The sequence below is a fragment of the Bacteroides caecigallinarum genome, from assembly GCF_016902295.1.
GTDB lineage: Bacteria > Bacteroidota > Bacteroidia > Bacteroidales > Bacteroidaceae > Phocaeicola > Phocaeicola caecigallinarum_A.
The window spans coordinates 41,590-59,205 of the sequence record NZ_JACJLQ010000022.1 but is presented as its reverse complement, the minus strand read 5'-3'; the positions used below and the strand labels follow the sequence as shown (position 1 = coordinate 59,205).

Sequence of the window (17,616 nt, the reverse complement as noted above, 5' to 3'; positions counted from 1 at the left end):
TATAGGGAAGATTAGCGCACTTACAATCCTACAATACATCAACTATAAAAACAACAAACCCATTGGCAAAGTTAAATATGCGCTAATTTAATTCCGCCAACGGGTTATTATAGTAATGAATAATGAAATAGAAATGCTTCATCCGTTGGTATTGAATGTAGGATACGCCGTACATAATGCAGACTGGAATTGGACTGATGTAAGAAGTCCGTTCATGCGTATATATTATGTAACTGGTGGCTCTGCTCGTGTACAACTGCCGGATGGAATTATCGAATTAAAGCCTCATCATCTTTATTTTATACCCTCTTTTACTACTCACAGCTATATTTGTGATTCGTATTTCTCTTTATATTATATTCATCTGTATGAAGACAATCAGGGAGGGCATAGTCTTCTTGACGATTGGGTTTTGCCAAATGAAATAAGCGCCAGTGAACATGACTTGGATTTGGTGAAGAAACTGTGCGAGATAAATCCTTTTATGAAACTGCCTGAATCTAATCCTGACTCGTATGACAATAACCCGATGCTGATGAAGAGTCTTATGGTAAACAAAAGTAGGGCAGTGTATGATAAGGTTGAGTCGAGGGGAATAGTGTATATATTGCTATCGCGTTTTCTTAAACATGCCGCTGCTGCTGAATCTGTGAAAGATGAGAGAATAGAAAGAGTTTTGGACTACATACGTAATCATATATATGAGAATATCAGTGTGCGTCATCTCGCTGCCAGTGTATTTCTTTCGGAGGACCATTTTATAAAGCTTTTCAAACAGGAAATGTGCAGTACTCCTTTACAGTATATAAATAGTAAAAAGATAGAAAAGGCCCAGCTTTTGCTTGTTACCGAAAATGTCTCCGTCAAGAATATTGCTTACAGATTGTCTTTCGATGATTATTCATATTTCTGTAGGATATTCAAAAAAATAGCTGGAGTAACTCCTAATGAATATCGGTTTACTGTTAAATAAAAATGGAAAGATGCAATCAAACCTACATCTTTCCATTCTATTGTTTAAATATTCAGTTATAGTGTAACACCTTGCTTGAATATTGATATTTCTCTATAACCGTTTTTCTCATTGTTGCTTTTTTCTCCGTTTGCAATACTGACTATGAAGTCAATAAATCTGCGATTTACGGAGTTCATGTCCTCGCCTTCGGCTATACATCCGGCATTGAAGTCTATCCATTGCGGTTTTCTTTCAGATAGTGATGTGTTTGTAGATATTTTCACAGTAGGTACGTATGTACCGAAAGGAGTACCTCTGCCTGTAGAGAACAATACCATGCTGCATCCGGCAGCTGCAAGAGCCGTGCTTGCGACAAGATCATTTCCTGGCGCGCTTAAAAGACTGAGACCGCTTTTCTTGATTGTATCACCGTACATAAGCACGTCTTCTACGTTTGAAGTACCGGATTTCTGTGTACATCCAAGTGATTTTTCTTCCAAAGTTGATATACCACCTGCTTTATTTCCTGGCGAAGGATTTTCATATACCGGTTGTCCGTTGCTGATAAAATAATTCTTGAAACCATTTATCATGGAAACAGTGTTGTCGAATATTTCTTTCGAGCTGCATCTTTCCATTAGGATGGTTTCCGCTCCAAACATTTCCGGGACTTCTGTAAGCACAGTCGATCCTCCCTGTGCGACAATATAGTCTGACAGCAATCCCAATAAAGGGTTGGCCGTTATACCTGAAAATCCGTCAGAGCCTCCGCATTTCAGTCCTATTTTCAGTTCAGACAACGGTACCTCAGTCCTGGAGTCCTTCTTTGCGGTTTCATAAAGCCCTTTAAGTATTTTCATTCCTTCGCTTATTTCATCATCGGTTTTCTGGCATACCAGACATTTAATTCTGTTCTTGTCATATTCGCCGAGAAAATCCATGAATGCGTCAGGCTGATTGTTTTCGCATCCCAAACCTATTATAAGTACTCCTCCTGCATTAGGATGTTTTGCCATGTTGCGGAGTATCTTGCGAGTATTCTCATGGTCGTCGCCCAATTGTGAACAACCATAGTTATGTGTGTAGGCTACTATGGCATCAACACCTTCGCCTTTAGTTTCGTCGCGTAACTTCTGTGCAAGTTCAGCCGCAATACCGTTTACGCATCCAACAGTGGGTATAATCCAGATTTCGTTTCTGATTCCTACTTTCCCGTCAGTCCTGCGATACCCCATGAATGACCGTCCTTCATTATTGAAGTTTTGCTTCCTGAAGTGTGGTGTATATGAATATGTGTCCAATCCTGAAAGATTGGTTTTGATATTCTTTTCATTTATAAGGCATCCTGTTTTTACATCTGTAGTGGTATGTCCGATGGGGAAGCCATATTTTATCACCAAATCTCCTGTCGAGAAATCTTTCAATGCTATTTTATGTCCGGCAGGGATGTCTTCATTTGTAGTGATAATATTCCCTGATATTTCCAGAACGCTTCCTTTTGTTAAATCCTTTAAGGCTACCGCAACGTTATCTGTTTTATTAATTTGAATATATCCTGTCATAATATATTACATTAATTGCCGGCAACGAGTCCTTTTACGGTTTCCAACATGCCATGTTCCATTATATTGTTGATATAATAAACTACACGGTTATGTAATCCTGGAATATTATTCAAATCTTCGTTCCAGATAGAAACAGCTCCAAGCACACCTTTAACTAATTCTTCTACAGAACCCTTACTCCATAAATCAGTAAGCAGTTGCATTATTTCAGGCGCGTCGTTAGGGATTATATCTGTTCCGTCCTGACGTTTGCCTCCCTTGTAATATACGATTATTGCTGCAAGACCTAAAACAAGTCCTTCAGGCAGACAGCCTTTCCTTTGCAGATAAACCTTCAATCCCGGAAGATCTCTCGTCGCATATTTAGGGAATGAATTCAGCATGATTGAAGTTACCTGATGATCTACGAAAGGATTGTTGAAGCGTTCCAATACGTTTTCTGCGAATTGTTTTAATTCATCCATTGGCAGGTTCAGAGTTTCCATAAGTTCGTCAAACATAACTCTATGGATATATTTGCCTATCACTTCGTGCTGGCAGGCATCTCTAACAATGTCAACTCCAGAAAGGTATGCTACAGGCGAAAGTACAGTGTGAGGACCATTCAGCAGGGTTACCTTGCGTTCATGGTAAGGCTCTTCTGACGGAACGAACAATACGTTGAGACCTGCCTTGTCTGCAGGGAACTCTTCGGCTACAGACTGTGGAGCTTCTATCACCCAAAGATGGAATGCCTCTCCTCTTACAACCATATTGTCATCATAGCCAAGTTCTTCCTTAATCTTGTCAATGTCTTTCTTAGGAAATCCTGGAACGATGCGGTCAACCAATGTGGCATATACTCCGCATGATTTTTCAAACCATTCCTTAAAGTCATTGCCAAGATTCCAAAGTTCTATGTATTGGTATATAGTATCTTTCAGTTTATGTCCGTTCAGGAAGATAAGTTCGCAGGGGAAAATAATCAGTCCCTTTGTTGGGTCACCGTTAAAGAACTTGAACCTGTGGTATAGCAGCTGTGTAAGCTTTCCTGGATATGAGCTTGCTGGAGCATCGTCAAGTTTGCATGAAGAATCGAATGCGATACCTGCTTCTGTGGTGTTTGAAATAACAAACCTCATTTCAGGTTGTTCGGCGAGTGACATAAATGCTTTAAAATCATGATAAGGATTTAAGGCTCTGCTTATTACGTCAATCATTCTGTATGAGTTGACAGTCTTTCCGTTATCCAGTCCTTGCAGATTGACGTGATATAGACAGTCTTGACTGTTAAGCGCATCAATCATGCCTTTCTCTATCGGTTGTACAACTACTACACTACTGTTGAAATCTGTCTTCTCGTTCATGTTTGAAATAATCCAGTCAACGAAAGCTCTTAGGAAGTTTCCTTCGCCAAATTGTATTATCCTTTCAGGGCGTTTGGTCTTTACTGCTGTGTTTATGTTCAACTGTTTCATTATAGTATGCTAATTATATGTTAAACATTTTGTGTGGTTTAAATTTTGATTCTCTGAATATGGTAATTAGAATTCAACCAAAATTCTGAATACCTTTCCTGGATTTTCAGACCATTTCTTTAGCGCGTCACCAGCTTCTTCAGGTTTAACTATTGCTGAGATAAGTTCTTCCTTAGGGCAATTACTGTTTTTCAGATACTGTATTACTGCTCTGAAATCTTCCGGCATTGCATTTCTTGAGCCGCGGATATCAAGTTCTTTCTGTACGAAGTACTTAGTCTGGAAAGAAACATCGCTCTTTGCATAGCCTATACATACCACTTTGCCGGTGAATGAAACGGCATCAATAGCGGTAACGTATGTAGCAGGACTACCTACAGCTTCTATTACAACGTCTGCCATATATCCGTCAGTAATCTCCTTTATTTTCTTGACTGTATCTTCTGTCTTAGAGTTTATGACATATCTTGCTCCTAATCTTTTCGCAAGCTCAAGTTTTTCGTCATCCAGATCTATTGCGATTACAGACGCTCCTCTCAGGCTTGCGCGTACAATAGCTCCAAGTCCTATCATCCCGCAACCGATAACGGCTACAGTGTCAATATCTGTAACCTGACCTCTTGATACAGCATGGAAACCTACGCTCATCGGCTCGATAAGAGCACATTCTTTTGCCGACAAACCGTTGGCTGGAATAACCTTATTCCACGGTAATACAAGGTATTCCTGCATTGAACCATTGCGTTGAACGCCGAGAGTTTCATTATGTTCGCACGCATTTACTCTTCCATTACGGCATGAAGCACATTTGCCGCAGTTTGTGTATGGGTTTACAGTAACCGCCATACCTTTGTGAAATCCTTCCGGAACACCTTCACCAATTTCTTCAATGACAGCTCCGACTTCATGACCTGGTATTACAGGCATTTTTACCATTGGATTGTTTCCACGATATGTATTAAGGTCTGAACCGCAAAATCCTACATATTTAATACTTAATAAAATTTCACCGGATTTTAGTACAGGTTTTTCTACATCAGCAACTCTGACAACACCTGCTTCTGCTATTTGTAATGCTTTCATATCTTTTTGTTTTTGGGGTTTGAAATATTTTAATCTTTTATTTTATATCCTTTCCATCCATAATATGCTGTAAAGAAGAAGCATATTAACGGAATGATATATGCAAAGTAATAGACATCCTTATTATGATTCATTATGTAAGCTGTAAGTTGTGGAATACAGGCATTACCTATGATTGCCATAACCAAGAATGCCGAGCCGCTTTTTGTGTCTTCACCCAAATCGTTTATCGCGAGTGAGAACTGTGTAGGGTACATTATCGACATGAAGAATGAAACTCCAAGCATGGCATATAGACCGGTCATACCGCCGAAAATCATTATAATGCCACATAGGATTATATTTACTATGGAGTAAACAAAGAGCATGTCCTGCGGACGGAATTTTACCATTAGCATCGTGCCAATCCATCTTCCGGCTAAAAATGCCAGCATGTAGAAACCGAAAAAAGTTGTTGCTGTATCTTCAGGCAGCCCTACATACATGCAGCAGTAAACCAGGAACAGACTGTTTATTGCGGTTTGTCCACCGTTATAGAAGAATTGCGCGATTACTCCGCATTTCAAATGCGACCTTTTAAGAACCTTAAAGTTTATGAGTTTAGTATTTCCTTTATTATCATTCTTTTCATCGTCTATCTTTGGCAGTTTGGAGAATATCAGTATGATGGCTATCAGTATTAACAGTGCTGCCAAACACAGATAAGGCAGTTTCATAGCATCTGTTTCCATCTGTATATATCCGTCCCATCCTCCGGGATAGTCCTGTGGAAGTGTCTCACGGGTGTAATTGTATCCTGTAAGTATGAGTTTGCTCAAGAACATGGCAGAAATAAATGCTCCAAGACCGTTGAACGATTGTGCAAGGTTCAGGCGTCTTGACGCAGTTTCCTGTGAACCAAGCGCTGTGACGTACGGGTTGGCTGCAGTTTCAAGAAAACACATACCTGTGGCAATGATGAAGAAAATCATCAGATATGCCCAGTATTGCTTTATTGATGCCGCTGGGAAAAACAGTAATCCGCCTACTGCAGCAAGAAGCAAACCCACGATTATTCCCGATTTGTAACTGAAACGCTTCATGAACATGGCTATCGGTATAGGAAAAATGAAATATGCAATCCAGTAAGCCGATTCAGTGAATGAAGCCTCAAAAGCGTTGAGCTCGCATGTTTTCATCAGTTGTCTTATCATGGTGGGAAGCAGATTGCTGCTTATTGCCCACAAGAAGAACAAACTGAAAATAAGTGATAAAGGTATTAGATATTTGTTTCTCATTCTGACATGTTTTTTATGTAAGGAAGCACTGGCAGTTCACCGAACCCGTAGAATGATTTGGCATTCTTGCCTAAGAATAATTCTTTTTCTTTATCAGACAGTTCCTTTGATTTAATAATAAAATCGTATGACATGCGGTATGTGATGGCGGTTATTGTTCTCGGATAATCGGACCCCCACATCAGTTTGTCCATTCCAACAAGATCGGCAGCTTCCCTGATGGCTTTTACAGCGCCATTGAATGGATAGAACTCGTCATTGAAAAGCCATGTTATACCTCCTGACTCAATCATAACATTCTTGTTTCTTGCAAGTTTTATTTGTTCTTGCCATCTGTCGGTGGTAACCATCCCAAAATGTCCTATTGCAATTTTCATATCAGGGCATTCCGATATGACTTCTTTAAGTTCTCCCACCTGTGTGTCACCGTCGGCAAGGTCTATAGAAAGAATGATATTGTTTTTCTCCATAAGGTGAAACATCTTCATCATTTCTTCAGAATTGAGGTAAACTCTTTTGTCTTTCATTAGAAGTCTTTGGGCAGGAATCTTGATTCCTTTGAAACCTTTGCTTATCAGCTCTTCAGCCTGACTGTAAAATCCGTCTTTTCTGAATTCGCACATTCCGCATACGAAGAAACGGTCAGGATATTTTCTTTTGACCTCCATCAGATAGTCATTTTGTATGCCGTCTATGTATTCCTGTGTCACTACAGCAGCGCCAACCTGTGCATAGTTCATGTTGGCTAAAAATACCTCGGCACTGTTACGTCCGTCAATCATAAACGGGGGGAGCATCTGGCGTATCTCCCCCATGAACAATGATTGGCCATTTTCCGTTGTCTGTATTTTTAGACCGTCAACCTCTGTGTCCTGATACAGCCATAAATGTGAATGCGCATCAATAATTGTCATTTCCATTGCAATAGTGTTTTATGAATTTGCCCAACTTACTCTTTTCTGGTCGCCAATTATTTCTTTTACCTTTTCTACAAGATTCCAGTCAATAGGCTCTTGTATATATTTGATGTTCTTCAATACAGAATCCGGATTCGCAGAGCTGAACAGTGTGGTAGGTATTCTCTTGTTGCTTACAGAATATTGAATAGCGAGTTTTTCTATTGGATATCCTTGTTCTGAACAATATTCGGCAGCTTTCTTGCAGGCTTCTACTAATGGTTTTGGTGCCGGATGCCAGTCTGGAATACCTCTTTGAGTAAGAAGTCCCATAGAGAATGGTGAGGCATTTATTACTCCAATGCCGCGTTCTTCGAAGAAATCAAGGAAATCCACTAACTTGTCATCATTAAGTGAATAATGGCAGAAGTTCAATACTGTTTCAACCACACCTGGCTTTGAATGTTCTATAACCCATTTCAGATTTTCAAGCTGAAGGTCTGTTATTCCCACATGTCCTACAATTCCTTTTTCCTTAAGTTCTACCAATGCAGGCAAGGTCTCATCTACTACTTGCTGCAGGTCGGCGAATTCTATGTCATGAACATTGATTAAATCGATATAATCGATATTCAGCCTTTCCATACTTTCGTACACGCTTTCCTTTGCGCGTTTTCCGGAATAATCCCATGTGTTTACTCCATCTTTTCCGTATCTTCCTACCTTAGTGGATAATGTATATGAGCTTCTTGGTATTTCTTTCAATGCCTTTCCCAAAACTGTTTCAGCCTTATAGTGACCATAATAAGGAGAAACATCAATGAAGTTCAGTCCGTTTTCCACTGCAGTAAATACTGCCTTCAAAGCATTTTCTTCTTTGATTGAATGAAAAACTCCTCCCAATGAAGAGGCTCCAAAACTTAACACAGGAACTTTCAAGCCTGTTTTGCCTAAATCGCGGTATTCCATAATGTAAAAAAGATTTTTATAGGTTTATTATAATGTTAGATAAAATTCTGTCTGTTAGTCGTATAGGTAGAACATACGTTCCATCATTTGCCATTTTTCATCGGATGTGGCACCCTCGGCGCATTGTTGGAATTTTGCGACATAATCTTCCCATTCTGCTTGTCTTGGAAGGGTTGCCAATTTTTTCATTGCCGAATCCCAGTCGAAATCAAGCGGAGTCTCAACAATCATGAAAAGTTTGTTTCCCAAAATGTAGATTTCCATTTCCAGTATTCCTACAGAGCGTATCCCTTCTCTTATTTCGCGCCATGACTCTTCTTTACTGTGTGCCTTTCTGTATGCCGCTATCAGTTCGGGATTATCCTTTAAGCTTAATGTCTGACAATATCTTTTTACAGGACAATTATATTCCTTTACTTTATAACCGTTATTATTCATGTTTTTAATTTTAAGATTTGTGGCAAAGATACAGCATTACATATAAACAGTATAGGACAAAATAGAGATAAAGCATAACATTTTCGTCGTAATTGTCATTCCTGTATCATTAAAAGATTTGTTGTTTGACAAGATTAAATGTATTGGTATATTAATTATATGTACATCTTTTTGTAACATGTGTTCCGTTATTTTGCGTCAGACAAAAAAGTAAGAAACATGGAATTAAGACCACATTACAGAACAATCGTTTTATCGGACATTCATCTTGGCACGTCACATTCAAAGGTGGATGAAGTCAGTGATTTCCTTAGCGCGGTAGATTGTGACCGGCTTATACTTAACGGCGACATTATAGATGGATGGCATTTGCAAAAATCGGGTGTGAAAAAATGGAAGGCTGAGCATACCCGGTTTTTCAAGATAATAATGAAAATGATGGAAAAGTGTGGTACTGAGGTTATTTATGTTCGTGGCAACCATGACGATTTTCTGGATAATCTTGTGCCTTTGCAATTTTCTAATGTTAGTATAGTCAGAGATTATATACTTGAGAGTAACGGCCGTCATTATTTCGTTACTCATGGCGATGTGTTTGATAAAGTTACAACCGAAATGAAATGGCTTGCAAAACTTGGTGATGTGGGTTATACTTTGTTGCTATGGATGAACGGTATGTATAATAGATATCGCGCAAGGCATGGCAAACCATATTATTCATTGTCGCAGGCGATAAAACATAAAGTGAAATCAGCGGTCTCCTATATTTCAGATTTCGAGGAAGTACTTGTAGATTTTGCGCGGAAACGCCAGTGTGATGGTGTGATTTGCGGACATATACATCACCCTGAAAATAGGATTATTGACGGAATTCATTATTTGAATTCTGGAGATTGGGTGGAAACTCTTTCCGCTCTTATCGAAGATGAAAACGGCAATTGGGAAGTGGTCAACTATTCCGATATAATAGAATATATTAACAAATCATCAAAACTATCCATATTATCTGTAGCATCATGAAATTTCTGTTTGTAGTTCAGGGAGAAGGCCGTGGGCACCTTACTCAGGCCATAACGTTGGAGGATACTTTGTTGAGGAGTGGTCATGAAGTAGTGGAAATGCTTGTCGGCAAAAGCGAATCAAGACGTTTGCCTGGTTTTTTTACACGAAGTGTCCATGCGCCTGTAAAACAGTTCGTGAGTCCTAATTTCCTTCCTACTCCGGCAAATAAACGTGTTAATATCACGCGAAGTGTTTTATATAATGTAATGAAAGTGCCCGAGTATTTTAGCAGTATGCACTATATAAATAGCAGAATAAAAAGTACCGGGGCAGATATGGTTATAAATTTCTATGAATTGCTTACTGGTCTGACTTATTTCTTTTATCGTCCTTCAGCCCCACAGGTTTGTATCGGACATCAATATCTTTTCCTGCATAAGGACTTTGAATTGCCAAACAAACATAAGTTCGGAATGAAGCTTCTTAATCTGTTTACACGTATTACCGCATTGGGCGCAAAAGAACATTTGGCGCTTTCTTTCAGACCAATGAGAGACGATGACAAGAACAGAATCAAGGTAGTTCCGCCATTATTAAGAAGCGATGTGTTCAGGCAGGAAACTTCCGAAGGAAACTATATACACGGCTATATGGTTAATTCCGGATTTTCCGAATGTGTGATGAGGTGGCATGAAGCACATCCCGAAACACATCTGCGTTTTTTCTGGGACAGATGGGAAGAAGCGCCTGTGAAGAAAATAGATGAGACATTGTCCTTTTATCAACTTGATGATGTGGAGTTCTTAAGACAAATGTCAGGTTGCAGGGCATACGCAAGCACTGCCGGTTTCGAATCGGTGTGCGAGGCAATGTATCTTGGTAAACCTTTGATGATGGTACCTGCGCATATTGAGCAGGAGTGTAATGCATACGATGCAATGAGGAGTTCGGCAGGAATTGTAGATGATGATTTCAATTTAAGCAAACTCCTTCAGTTTGCTGATAATTATAAGCCTGATAAGAGGTTTAAGGCTTGGGCAAATTCGGCTGGATATATGATAGTTAATGAATTGGAAAATCTTGTTTCTGATGTCTTTATGCCTAATATGTATATGGTAGAGGAATTTATATAATGGTATATGCATTTTTATATCTATAAATAAGTTTTGTATAGATTTTTTTTGTAAATTGCAATAACAATGTAATATGTATAACTTTCCTTTGCAGAAAATTTTTTAGACGTTATGGCAATTAAGAAAAAAGACAATCCATATCTTGAAAGGGATATAAGCTGGATGTATTTTAACAGGCGAATATTGCAGGAAGCGACTCGTCAGCATGTGCCTCTGCTCGAAAGAATGGCTTTCCTGGGTATATACTCGAATAATCTTGATGAGTTCTTCCGTGTCCGTATGGCTTCGCAAAACCGTATAGCGGAGTGTGAAGACAAATCTGCCGCAAAAGATAGAGACAAGGCTAAGAAGATTATAAAGAAAATCACAAAACTCAACTCGGAATATGCCAAGGAGTATGAGCAGGCTGTGGAAAGCGTTATTTCCGATCTTGAAAAAGAAAATATATTTCTTGTTGATGATGACAATATCTCTCCGGAACAGTTGGAATATATCCGTTCGTATTATAAGGAGAAACTGAATGGGTTTATAGTCCCCGTATGGTTCTCTGCAGTAAAGACTCTTGATTCGGAAACAGATGAGAATATCTATCTTGCCGTAAAGCTTCAGAAAGAAAACGGTTCAAAAACTGTTACTGACTATGCCTTTCTTGAATTGCCGGTTGGTTTGTGCGGCCGTTTCGTCCGTCTCCCGGATTGCGACGGAAAGAGCTATCTGATGTATCTTGACGATGTAGTAAGGTGTTGTCTTCCCATAGTCTTCGAGGGACTGGAATATACGAAGTTCGAAGCCTACGCCTTTAAGTTTACACGCGACGCCGAGATGGAGATAGACAATGACCTCAGGACTGGTACTTTGCAGAAAATTTCAAAAGGAGTCAAAAGCCGCAAGCGTGGTGAACCATTACGTGTGATATATGATGGTGATATGCCTAAGGACTTGATGAAAAAAGTCTTGAATAAATTGGATGTCGATGCTTGGGATACAATTCTTTCAGGAGGACGTTACCAGAATCATAAAGACCTGATGAAGTTTCCGGATTGTGGCAGAAAGAATTTGAAATACCCTACTTGGACTCCGATTATGAAGAAGGAGCTTGATGGTCCTGAAAGCCTTTTGTCGAAGATACAGGAGAAGGACCGTTTTATACATGTTCCGTATCATAACTTCGATTCTTTCATACGAGTGCTTCAGGAAGCTGCGGTAAGCAAGAGGGTAAACAGCATAAAGATAACCCTGTACCGTCTTGCAAAGGAGTCGAAAGTGGTAAAAGCCCTTATCGGTGCGGCAAGAAACGGAAAGAAGGTAACTGTAGTTATAGAGTTGCTTGCACGTTTCGATGAGGCTTCTAACATCAACTGGTCAAAGAAAATGCAGGATGCCGGAATAAAGGTTATTTTCGGTGTTGAAGGACTGAAAGTCCATTCCAAGATTACTCATATAGAAATGAAAACCGGACCGGATATTGCATGTGTTAGTACCGGTAACTTCCACGAGGGTAATGCCCGCATGTACACAGACTGCGTGTTGATGACAGCATCTAAAAGACTGGTAAACGATGTAAATGCCGTTTTCGATTTCATTGAACGTCCTTATACGCCGATAAAGTTTAAGGAACTGCTTGTTTCGCCTAACGAGATGAAGAACAAGTTTATCGCTCTTATCAACAATGAAATAAAGAACCGCAAGGCAGGCAAGCCTGCATATATCAAAGTTAAGATAAACCATATTACCGATCCTGTAATGGTTGAGAAACTTTACGAGGCCTCACAGGCGGGAGTAGAAATAGATTTGCTTGTACGTGGAAACTGTTCTTTGGTTCCTGGCATTCCTGGTGTAAGCAGTAATATCAGGATTAACGGTATTATCGACCGTTACCTTGAGCATTCACGTATATTTATTTTTGCAGCCGGAGGAGAGGAAAAGATATTCATGGGTTCTGCCGATTGGATGCCTCGCAATCTTGATAACCGTGTAGAGGTGATAACACCGGTTTACGACCCTTCAATAAAAGGAGAATTGAAACGTATTGTTGACTATGGTCTGAAAGATACTCTTCAGGGACGTGTCGTTGACGGATTTGGTGACAATAAGTTTGTTCAAATAGCTGAAGGTGATGTGCCTTTCCGCTCTCAAGAAGCTCTCTATGATAGCTATCTTGCAGAAAATGAATAGATATTATAGCTTGATTTTTCACATGATGCTTGCCGCTTGCCCGTGAGGGTATGGTGGCAGGCAATTATTTGTTTATATGGATTAACTTTTAAAATATAAAAACCGGATACTATGAGTAAGGAACTTGAAACTACACTTAATGGTGTGAATTATGCGGCCATTGACATAGGCTCAAATGCTGTACGTTTGCTTATCAAGCACCTTGAAGAAACAAAGGAAGGTGTAAAGTTTTCTAAAGTCTTGTTGTTGCGTGTACCGTTACGTCTGGGGTTTGACGTCTTTTCAAAGAATAAGATTTCGGATAAACGTGCCAAGAACATGCTTCGCCTGATGAAGGCATATAGCCATCTTATGAAGATATATGACGTTAAGGACTATCGCGCATGTGCCACTTCCGCAATGCGCGATTCAAAGAATGGTCCTGAAATCATCAAGCGAATAGCAAAAGAAACAGGTATTCAAATCGAGATTATTGACGGTCAGGAAGAAGCGAAGATTGTTTATAACAATCATGTGGAATCAATGGAGGACCGCAAAGGAAATTACATGTATGTTGACGTGGGTGGAGGTAGTACAGAGATAAATCTTATTTCTAAAGGTCAACTGGTATGTAGCCGTTCTTACAATATCGGTACTGTACGTATCCTGAACGAAGCTGTCAAGGATGAGGAGTGGAGCAGGCTTAAGAATGATATGGCAGAATTGGCCCAGTCTTATCCTGATACAAATATTATCGGTTCAGGAGGTAACATCAACAAACTGTATCGCATGATTGATAAAAAGGATAAGAAGCGTGCGCGTATCACTGTCGCTTCATTGCAGGAGTTGCATAACGAGCTTAAACAGCTTACGGTAGCAGAAAGAATGCTGAAGTTCAGCCTCAAGCCTGACCGTGCGGATGTTATTGTTCCTGCAGGAGAAATATTCCTCACCATTGCTGATATAATAAAAGCTACATATATCTATGTACCTGTAATTGGCCTTGCCGATGGAGTTATTGATGGCATTTATTTGCGCAATAAATGGAAAGTCCTTAACAATGAGAACTGATTATTAATCGCCATATATAAGTTAAACTCACATATCATGGAATCTAAATCTATCTTTTATATTTTTTACTTATAAAAGATAGATTTATTTTTGTAGCATGAATAATCGTGAAATATTATCAACTATGAGAAAAATTGCTTTGAGTTTAATTCTGTGCGGTATTGTGTATAGCTCTATATATGCACAGCAGCCTTTGGGCGGTTTTATGTATGACACAGTACATCATCCTGAAGGAACAGAATGGGAATCACCTGAGAAACTGTCACTTAATAAAGAACAGCCGCGTGCTTATTTTTTCTCTTTTGCTGATGTGGAAAGCGCAAAAGAGGTACATCCGGAAGCAAGCGCTTACTGGCATAGCCTGAACGGATAATGGAAATTTCATTGGGCGCCAAATCCGGATGAACGTCCGAGAACGTTCTTCGAAACTCAGTTTGACGATACAGCCTGGGATGAAATAACAGTCCCTTCCTGTTGGAATGTCGTAGGAATACAGAAAGATGGCTCTTTGAAATATGGAGTACCGATTTATTGCAATCAACCGGTGATATTTAAACACAATAGGGTGGTTGGCGACTGGAAAGGTGGAGTAATGCGTGAACCTGATAAAGACTGGATCACATACAAGTACCGTAACGAAGTGGGTTCTTATCGTAGGACTTTCCGTATTTCGGACTCCTGGATGAATCGTAATGTGTATATTAATTTCGATGGCGTAAATTCATTCTTCTATCTATGGATAAACGGCAAATATGTTGGCTTTTCAAAAAACTCAAGAAATACCGCGTCGTTCAATATCAGTGACTATCTTGTAAAAGGTGAAAATATAGTAGCTGTGGAAGTTTACCGTAATTCAGACGGCTCTTTCCTTGAGGCTCAGGATATGTTTCGCCTGCCAGGTATTTTCCGCGATGCCTATCTCACCTCCACGGCAAAAGTTGAAGTGCGTGATATGAAGATAGATACGGATTTGACGGCTGATGGCGCTTCTGTATCTGTAAACGCAATGATGCGTAACCTTGATAAGAAAGCCGCTAAAGGCTATTCTCTGACTTATAGAATATTTCAGAACAAATTGTATTCTGATGAGATTCTTGGACAGATTGGCCAACCTGTAGTTTCCGAAACATTCACTTTGGACAAGGATGTCAGCAGGAAGATAACGACATGCCTCGAAATCAAGGGAGCTGAACTGTGGTCGGCAGAACAGCCTAACCGTTATACTTTGGTAGCTGAGCTGAAAGACAGAAAAGGTAAGACTGTAGATGTAGTTTCCTCTTATTTCGGTATTTGTAAGATAGAGATACGCGACACAGAAGCCAAGGATGACGAGTTTGGATTGAAAGGCCGTTATTTCTATATCAATAATAAGCCTGTGAAACTGAAAGGTGTAAACCGTCAGGAGATAAATCCCAATAGCGGAAACAGTATCACACACAATCAGATGGAAGAGGAAATAATGATTATGAAACGCGGTAACATCAATCATGTCCGTAATTCCCATTATTCATGCAATCCTTACTGGTATTACCTGTGCGATAAGTATGGGATATATCTTGAAGACGAAGCCAATCTGGAAAGTCATGAGTATTATTATGGAAAAGAATCTCTGTCGCATGTACCCGAATTCAGGGATGCTCATGTAGCCCGTGTGATGGAACTGGTACATGCACATGTAAATCATCCTTCTATCGTGATATGGTCGTTGGGTAATGAGGCAGGCCCAGGTAAGAATTTTGTTGATGCCTATAATGCTATAAAGGATTTTGACACCAGTCGTCCTGTTCAGTACGAACGTAATAATGATATTGTTGATATTGGCTCAAATCAATATCCGTCAATACCTTGGACTCGTGAGGCAGTAAAAGGAACTCTTGATATAAAATATCCTTTTCATATCTCTGAATATGCTCATTCGATGGGTAATGCCTGAGGAAACCTGGAAGATTACTGGGAGGCAATAGAATCGACAAATTTCTTATGCGGTGGCGCAATATGGGATTGGGTTGATCAGTCTCTTTATAATTATGACAAGACTACAGGCGAGAAATATCTGGCATACGGAGGTGATTTCGGTGATAAGCCAAATGACGGAATGTTCTGTATGAATGGCATTCTGTTCCCCGGACATAAGCCAAAACCTGAATATTATGAGGTAAAGAAAGTTTACCAGAATGTAGGAGTGAAGGCCGTAGATATCACTAAAGGACAGATTGAAGTTTTCAACAAGAACTATTTCAAGCCTATGACAGACTATGAGATGGTGTGGTCATTGTGGAAAGACGGAAAGAAAGTACACGAAAGTAACGCATTTAAAGGACCACGCAATATTTTAGGACCTCGTGAAAAGGCCGGCTATACCATACCTTATGATTTCAGCAGCCTTGAGTCAGATAGTGAATATTTCATCAAGGTCCAGTTCTTATTGGCCAAAGATATGCCGTGGGCGAATAAAGGATATGTACAGATGGAAGAACAGTTGCCTGTAAAATCTGCTGAAGGATTTGTAAGCATTTCGGAATCGGCCAAAGGCGGTAAGCTAAGTTTGAGCAAATCTGAAGATGAATATATAGTTAAAGGGAATGACTTTACCGTTGTTTTTGATAATGTTACAGGTACGATAAACAGTCTGTTATATGGCAGTAAGATAATTTTCACTGACAATAACGGTCCCAAGCTTGATGCCTTCCGTGCTCAGACAGACAATGACAACTGGGCTTATGGACAATGGTTCGCAAAAGGATTGAACAGTCTGCATCATAAAGCTCTTGACAAGTCAGCCTATATACGTAAGGATGGTTCGGTCGTGATAGCATATACTGTAGAATCACAGTCACCGTATGGTTATAAAATACGTGATTTGGGTATTAGCTCCGGCAGATATGAGATTACCAAATCCAAGGATTTCGGACCGGAAGACTTTAAGTTCACTACAAACCAGGTATGGACGGTGTATGCTGATGGTTCAATAGAGCTACAGGCAAATATTATATCCAATGAGCCGGATTTGGATTTGCCGCGTTTGGGCTATGTAATGAAGACTCCTAAGGAACTTTCCAATTATACTTATTATGGTCGTGGTCCACATAATAACTATAATGACAGGATGAATGGAGCGTTCGTTGAGTTATATAGTAGTACAGTAGAAAATCAGTTTGTAAACTTTCCTAAGCCACAGTCAATGGGCAATCGTGAGGGTGTCCGCTGGTGTGCTTTGACAGATACTGACGGTATGGGAGTACAGTTTATCTCTATTTCATCGCCATTCTCTGCATCTGCGTTGCCATGGTCGGCCATGCAAATGGTAGAAGCGCCTCACCCATATCAGTTGCCTGAATCTGATGGCAATTATCTGCATATTGACATGAAAATGATGGGGCTTGGTGGTAGCAGTTGCGGACAGGGAGCACCTCTTGAGGAAGACCGAATCAAGGCCGGAAATCATACTTTTGGCTTTATTATCCGTCCTGCTGCAGCCGATTTGACTGATAATGCCAAGGTATCAGCGGCAGGAGACTTGCCACAATGACTTTAAATTAAAGATTTACGATTTCCCATAACATAATAATAGCCCGAAGCTGATTTTATAATATCAACCGCGGGCTATTTTTATAAT

12 protein-coding genes and 1 pseudogene are annotated in these 17,616 nt (G+C 39.8%); 6 read left to right on the top strand and 7 right to left on the bottom strand.

Going from position 1 to position 17,616, the window contains the following annotated elements:
- Nucleotides 1-115 precede the first annotated feature (115 nt).
- The gene (locus H6A27_RS09075; protein WP_204401491.1) at nucleotides 116-973 is read left to right on the top strand and encodes a helix-turn-helix transcriptional regulator; all 858 of its coding nucleotides are present in this window, start codon (nucleotides 116-118) and stop codon (nucleotides 971-973) included.
- Nucleotides 974-1,029: 56 nt separating this feature from the next.
- Here the strand turns inward: H6A27_RS09075 and H6A27_RS09070 are convergent, their stop codons facing one another.
- The 7 genes from H6A27_RS09070 to H6A27_RS09040 all read right to left on the bottom strand — a co-directional run bounded on the left by H6A27_RS09070 (nucleotide 1,030) and on the right by H6A27_RS09040 (nucleotide 8,640).
- Nucleotides 1,030-2,520 (bottom strand): UxaA family hydrolase, encoded by a 1,491-nt coding sequence (locus H6A27_RS09070; protein ID WP_204508466.1) that lies wholly within the window; start codon nucleotides 2,518-2,520, stop codon nucleotides 1,030-1,032.
- Between the two features lie 8 nt (nucleotides 2,521-2,528).
- Nucleotides 2,529-3,977 carry a tagaturonate reductase gene (locus H6A27_RS09065; protein ID WP_204508464.1) on the bottom strand — a complete coding sequence of 483 codons (1,449 nt, stop codon included), beginning with the start codon at nucleotides 3,975-3,977 and terminating at the stop codon, nucleotides 2,529-2,531.
- 66 nt (nucleotides 3,978-4,043) lie between these two features.
- Nucleotides 4,044-5,060 carry a zinc-binding alcohol dehydrogenase family protein gene (locus H6A27_RS09060; RefSeq protein WP_204508463.1) on the bottom strand — a complete coding sequence of 339 codons (1,017 nt, stop codon included), beginning with the start codon at nucleotides 5,058-5,060 and terminating at the stop codon, nucleotides 4,044-4,046.
- 29 nt (nucleotides 5,061-5,089) lie between these two features.
- Nucleotides 5,090-6,337 carry an L-fucose:H+ symporter permease gene (gene fucP / locus H6A27_RS09055; protein ID WP_204401486.1) on the bottom strand — a complete coding sequence of 416 codons (1,248 nt, stop codon included), beginning with the start codon at nucleotides 6,335-6,337 and terminating at the stop codon, nucleotides 5,090-5,092.
- The gene (locus H6A27_RS09050) at nucleotides 6,334-7,257 is read right to left on the bottom strand and encodes an amidohydrolase family protein (RefSeq protein ID WP_204401484.1); all 924 of its coding nucleotides are present in this window, start codon (nucleotides 7,255-7,257) and stop codon (nucleotides 6,334-6,336) included. Before H6A27_RS09050 ends, fucP begins: the two co-directional genes overlap by 4 nt.
- A 12-nt stretch (nucleotides 7,258-7,269) precedes the next feature.
- A complete protein-coding gene (locus H6A27_RS09045; protein WP_204401482.1) occupies nucleotides 7,270-8,202 on the bottom strand; it encodes an aldo/keto reductase in 933 nt (310 codons plus the stop codon).
- Nucleotides 8,203-8,256: 54 nt separating this feature from the next.
- Nucleotides 8,257-8,640, bottom strand: a complete 384-nt coding sequence (locus H6A27_RS09040; RefSeq protein WP_204401480.1) for an L-rhamnose mutarotase — start codon at nucleotides 8,638-8,640, stop codon at nucleotides 8,257-8,259.
- A 219-nt stretch (nucleotides 8,641-8,859) separates the two neighbouring features.
- Here H6A27_RS09040 and H6A27_RS09035 point away from each other — a divergent pair, with 219 nt between their 5' ends.
- The 5 genes and pseudogenes from H6A27_RS09035 to H6A27_RS09015 all read left to right on the top strand — a co-directional run.
- Nucleotides 8,860-9,660 (top strand): UDP-2,3-diacylglucosamine diphosphatase, encoded by an 801-nt coding sequence (locus H6A27_RS09035; RefSeq protein ID WP_204401478.1) that lies wholly within the window; start codon nucleotides 8,860-8,862, stop codon nucleotides 9,658-9,660.
- Complete coding sequence (locus tag H6A27_RS09030; protein ID WP_204401476.1) at nucleotides 9,657-10,775, top strand: glycosyltransferase family protein; 1,119 nt, start codon at nucleotides 9,657-9,659, stop codon at nucleotides 10,773-10,775. The genes H6A27_RS09035 and H6A27_RS09030 overlap by 4 nt, the downstream gene beginning before the upstream one ends.
- Nucleotides 10,776-10,886: 111 nt before the next feature.
- Entirely contained in the window at nucleotides 10,887-12,950 is a 2,064-nt protein-coding gene (locus tag H6A27_RS09025; protein ID WP_204508462.1) for an RNA degradosome polyphosphate kinase, read from the top strand.
- A gap of 111 nt (nucleotides 12,951-13,061) precedes the next feature.
- A complete protein-coding gene (locus tag H6A27_RS09020) occupies nucleotides 13,062-14,000 on the top strand; it encodes a Ppx/GppA phosphatase family protein (protein ID WP_204401472.1) in 939 nt (312 codons plus the stop codon).
- Between the two features lie 124 nt (nucleotides 14,001-14,124).
- A pseudogene (locus H6A27_RS09015) lies at nucleotides 14,125-17,523 on the top strand (glycoside hydrolase family 2 TIM barrel-domain containing protein); the annotation flags it as partial.
- Between the last annotated feature and the right edge of the window lie 93 nt (nucleotides 17,524-17,616).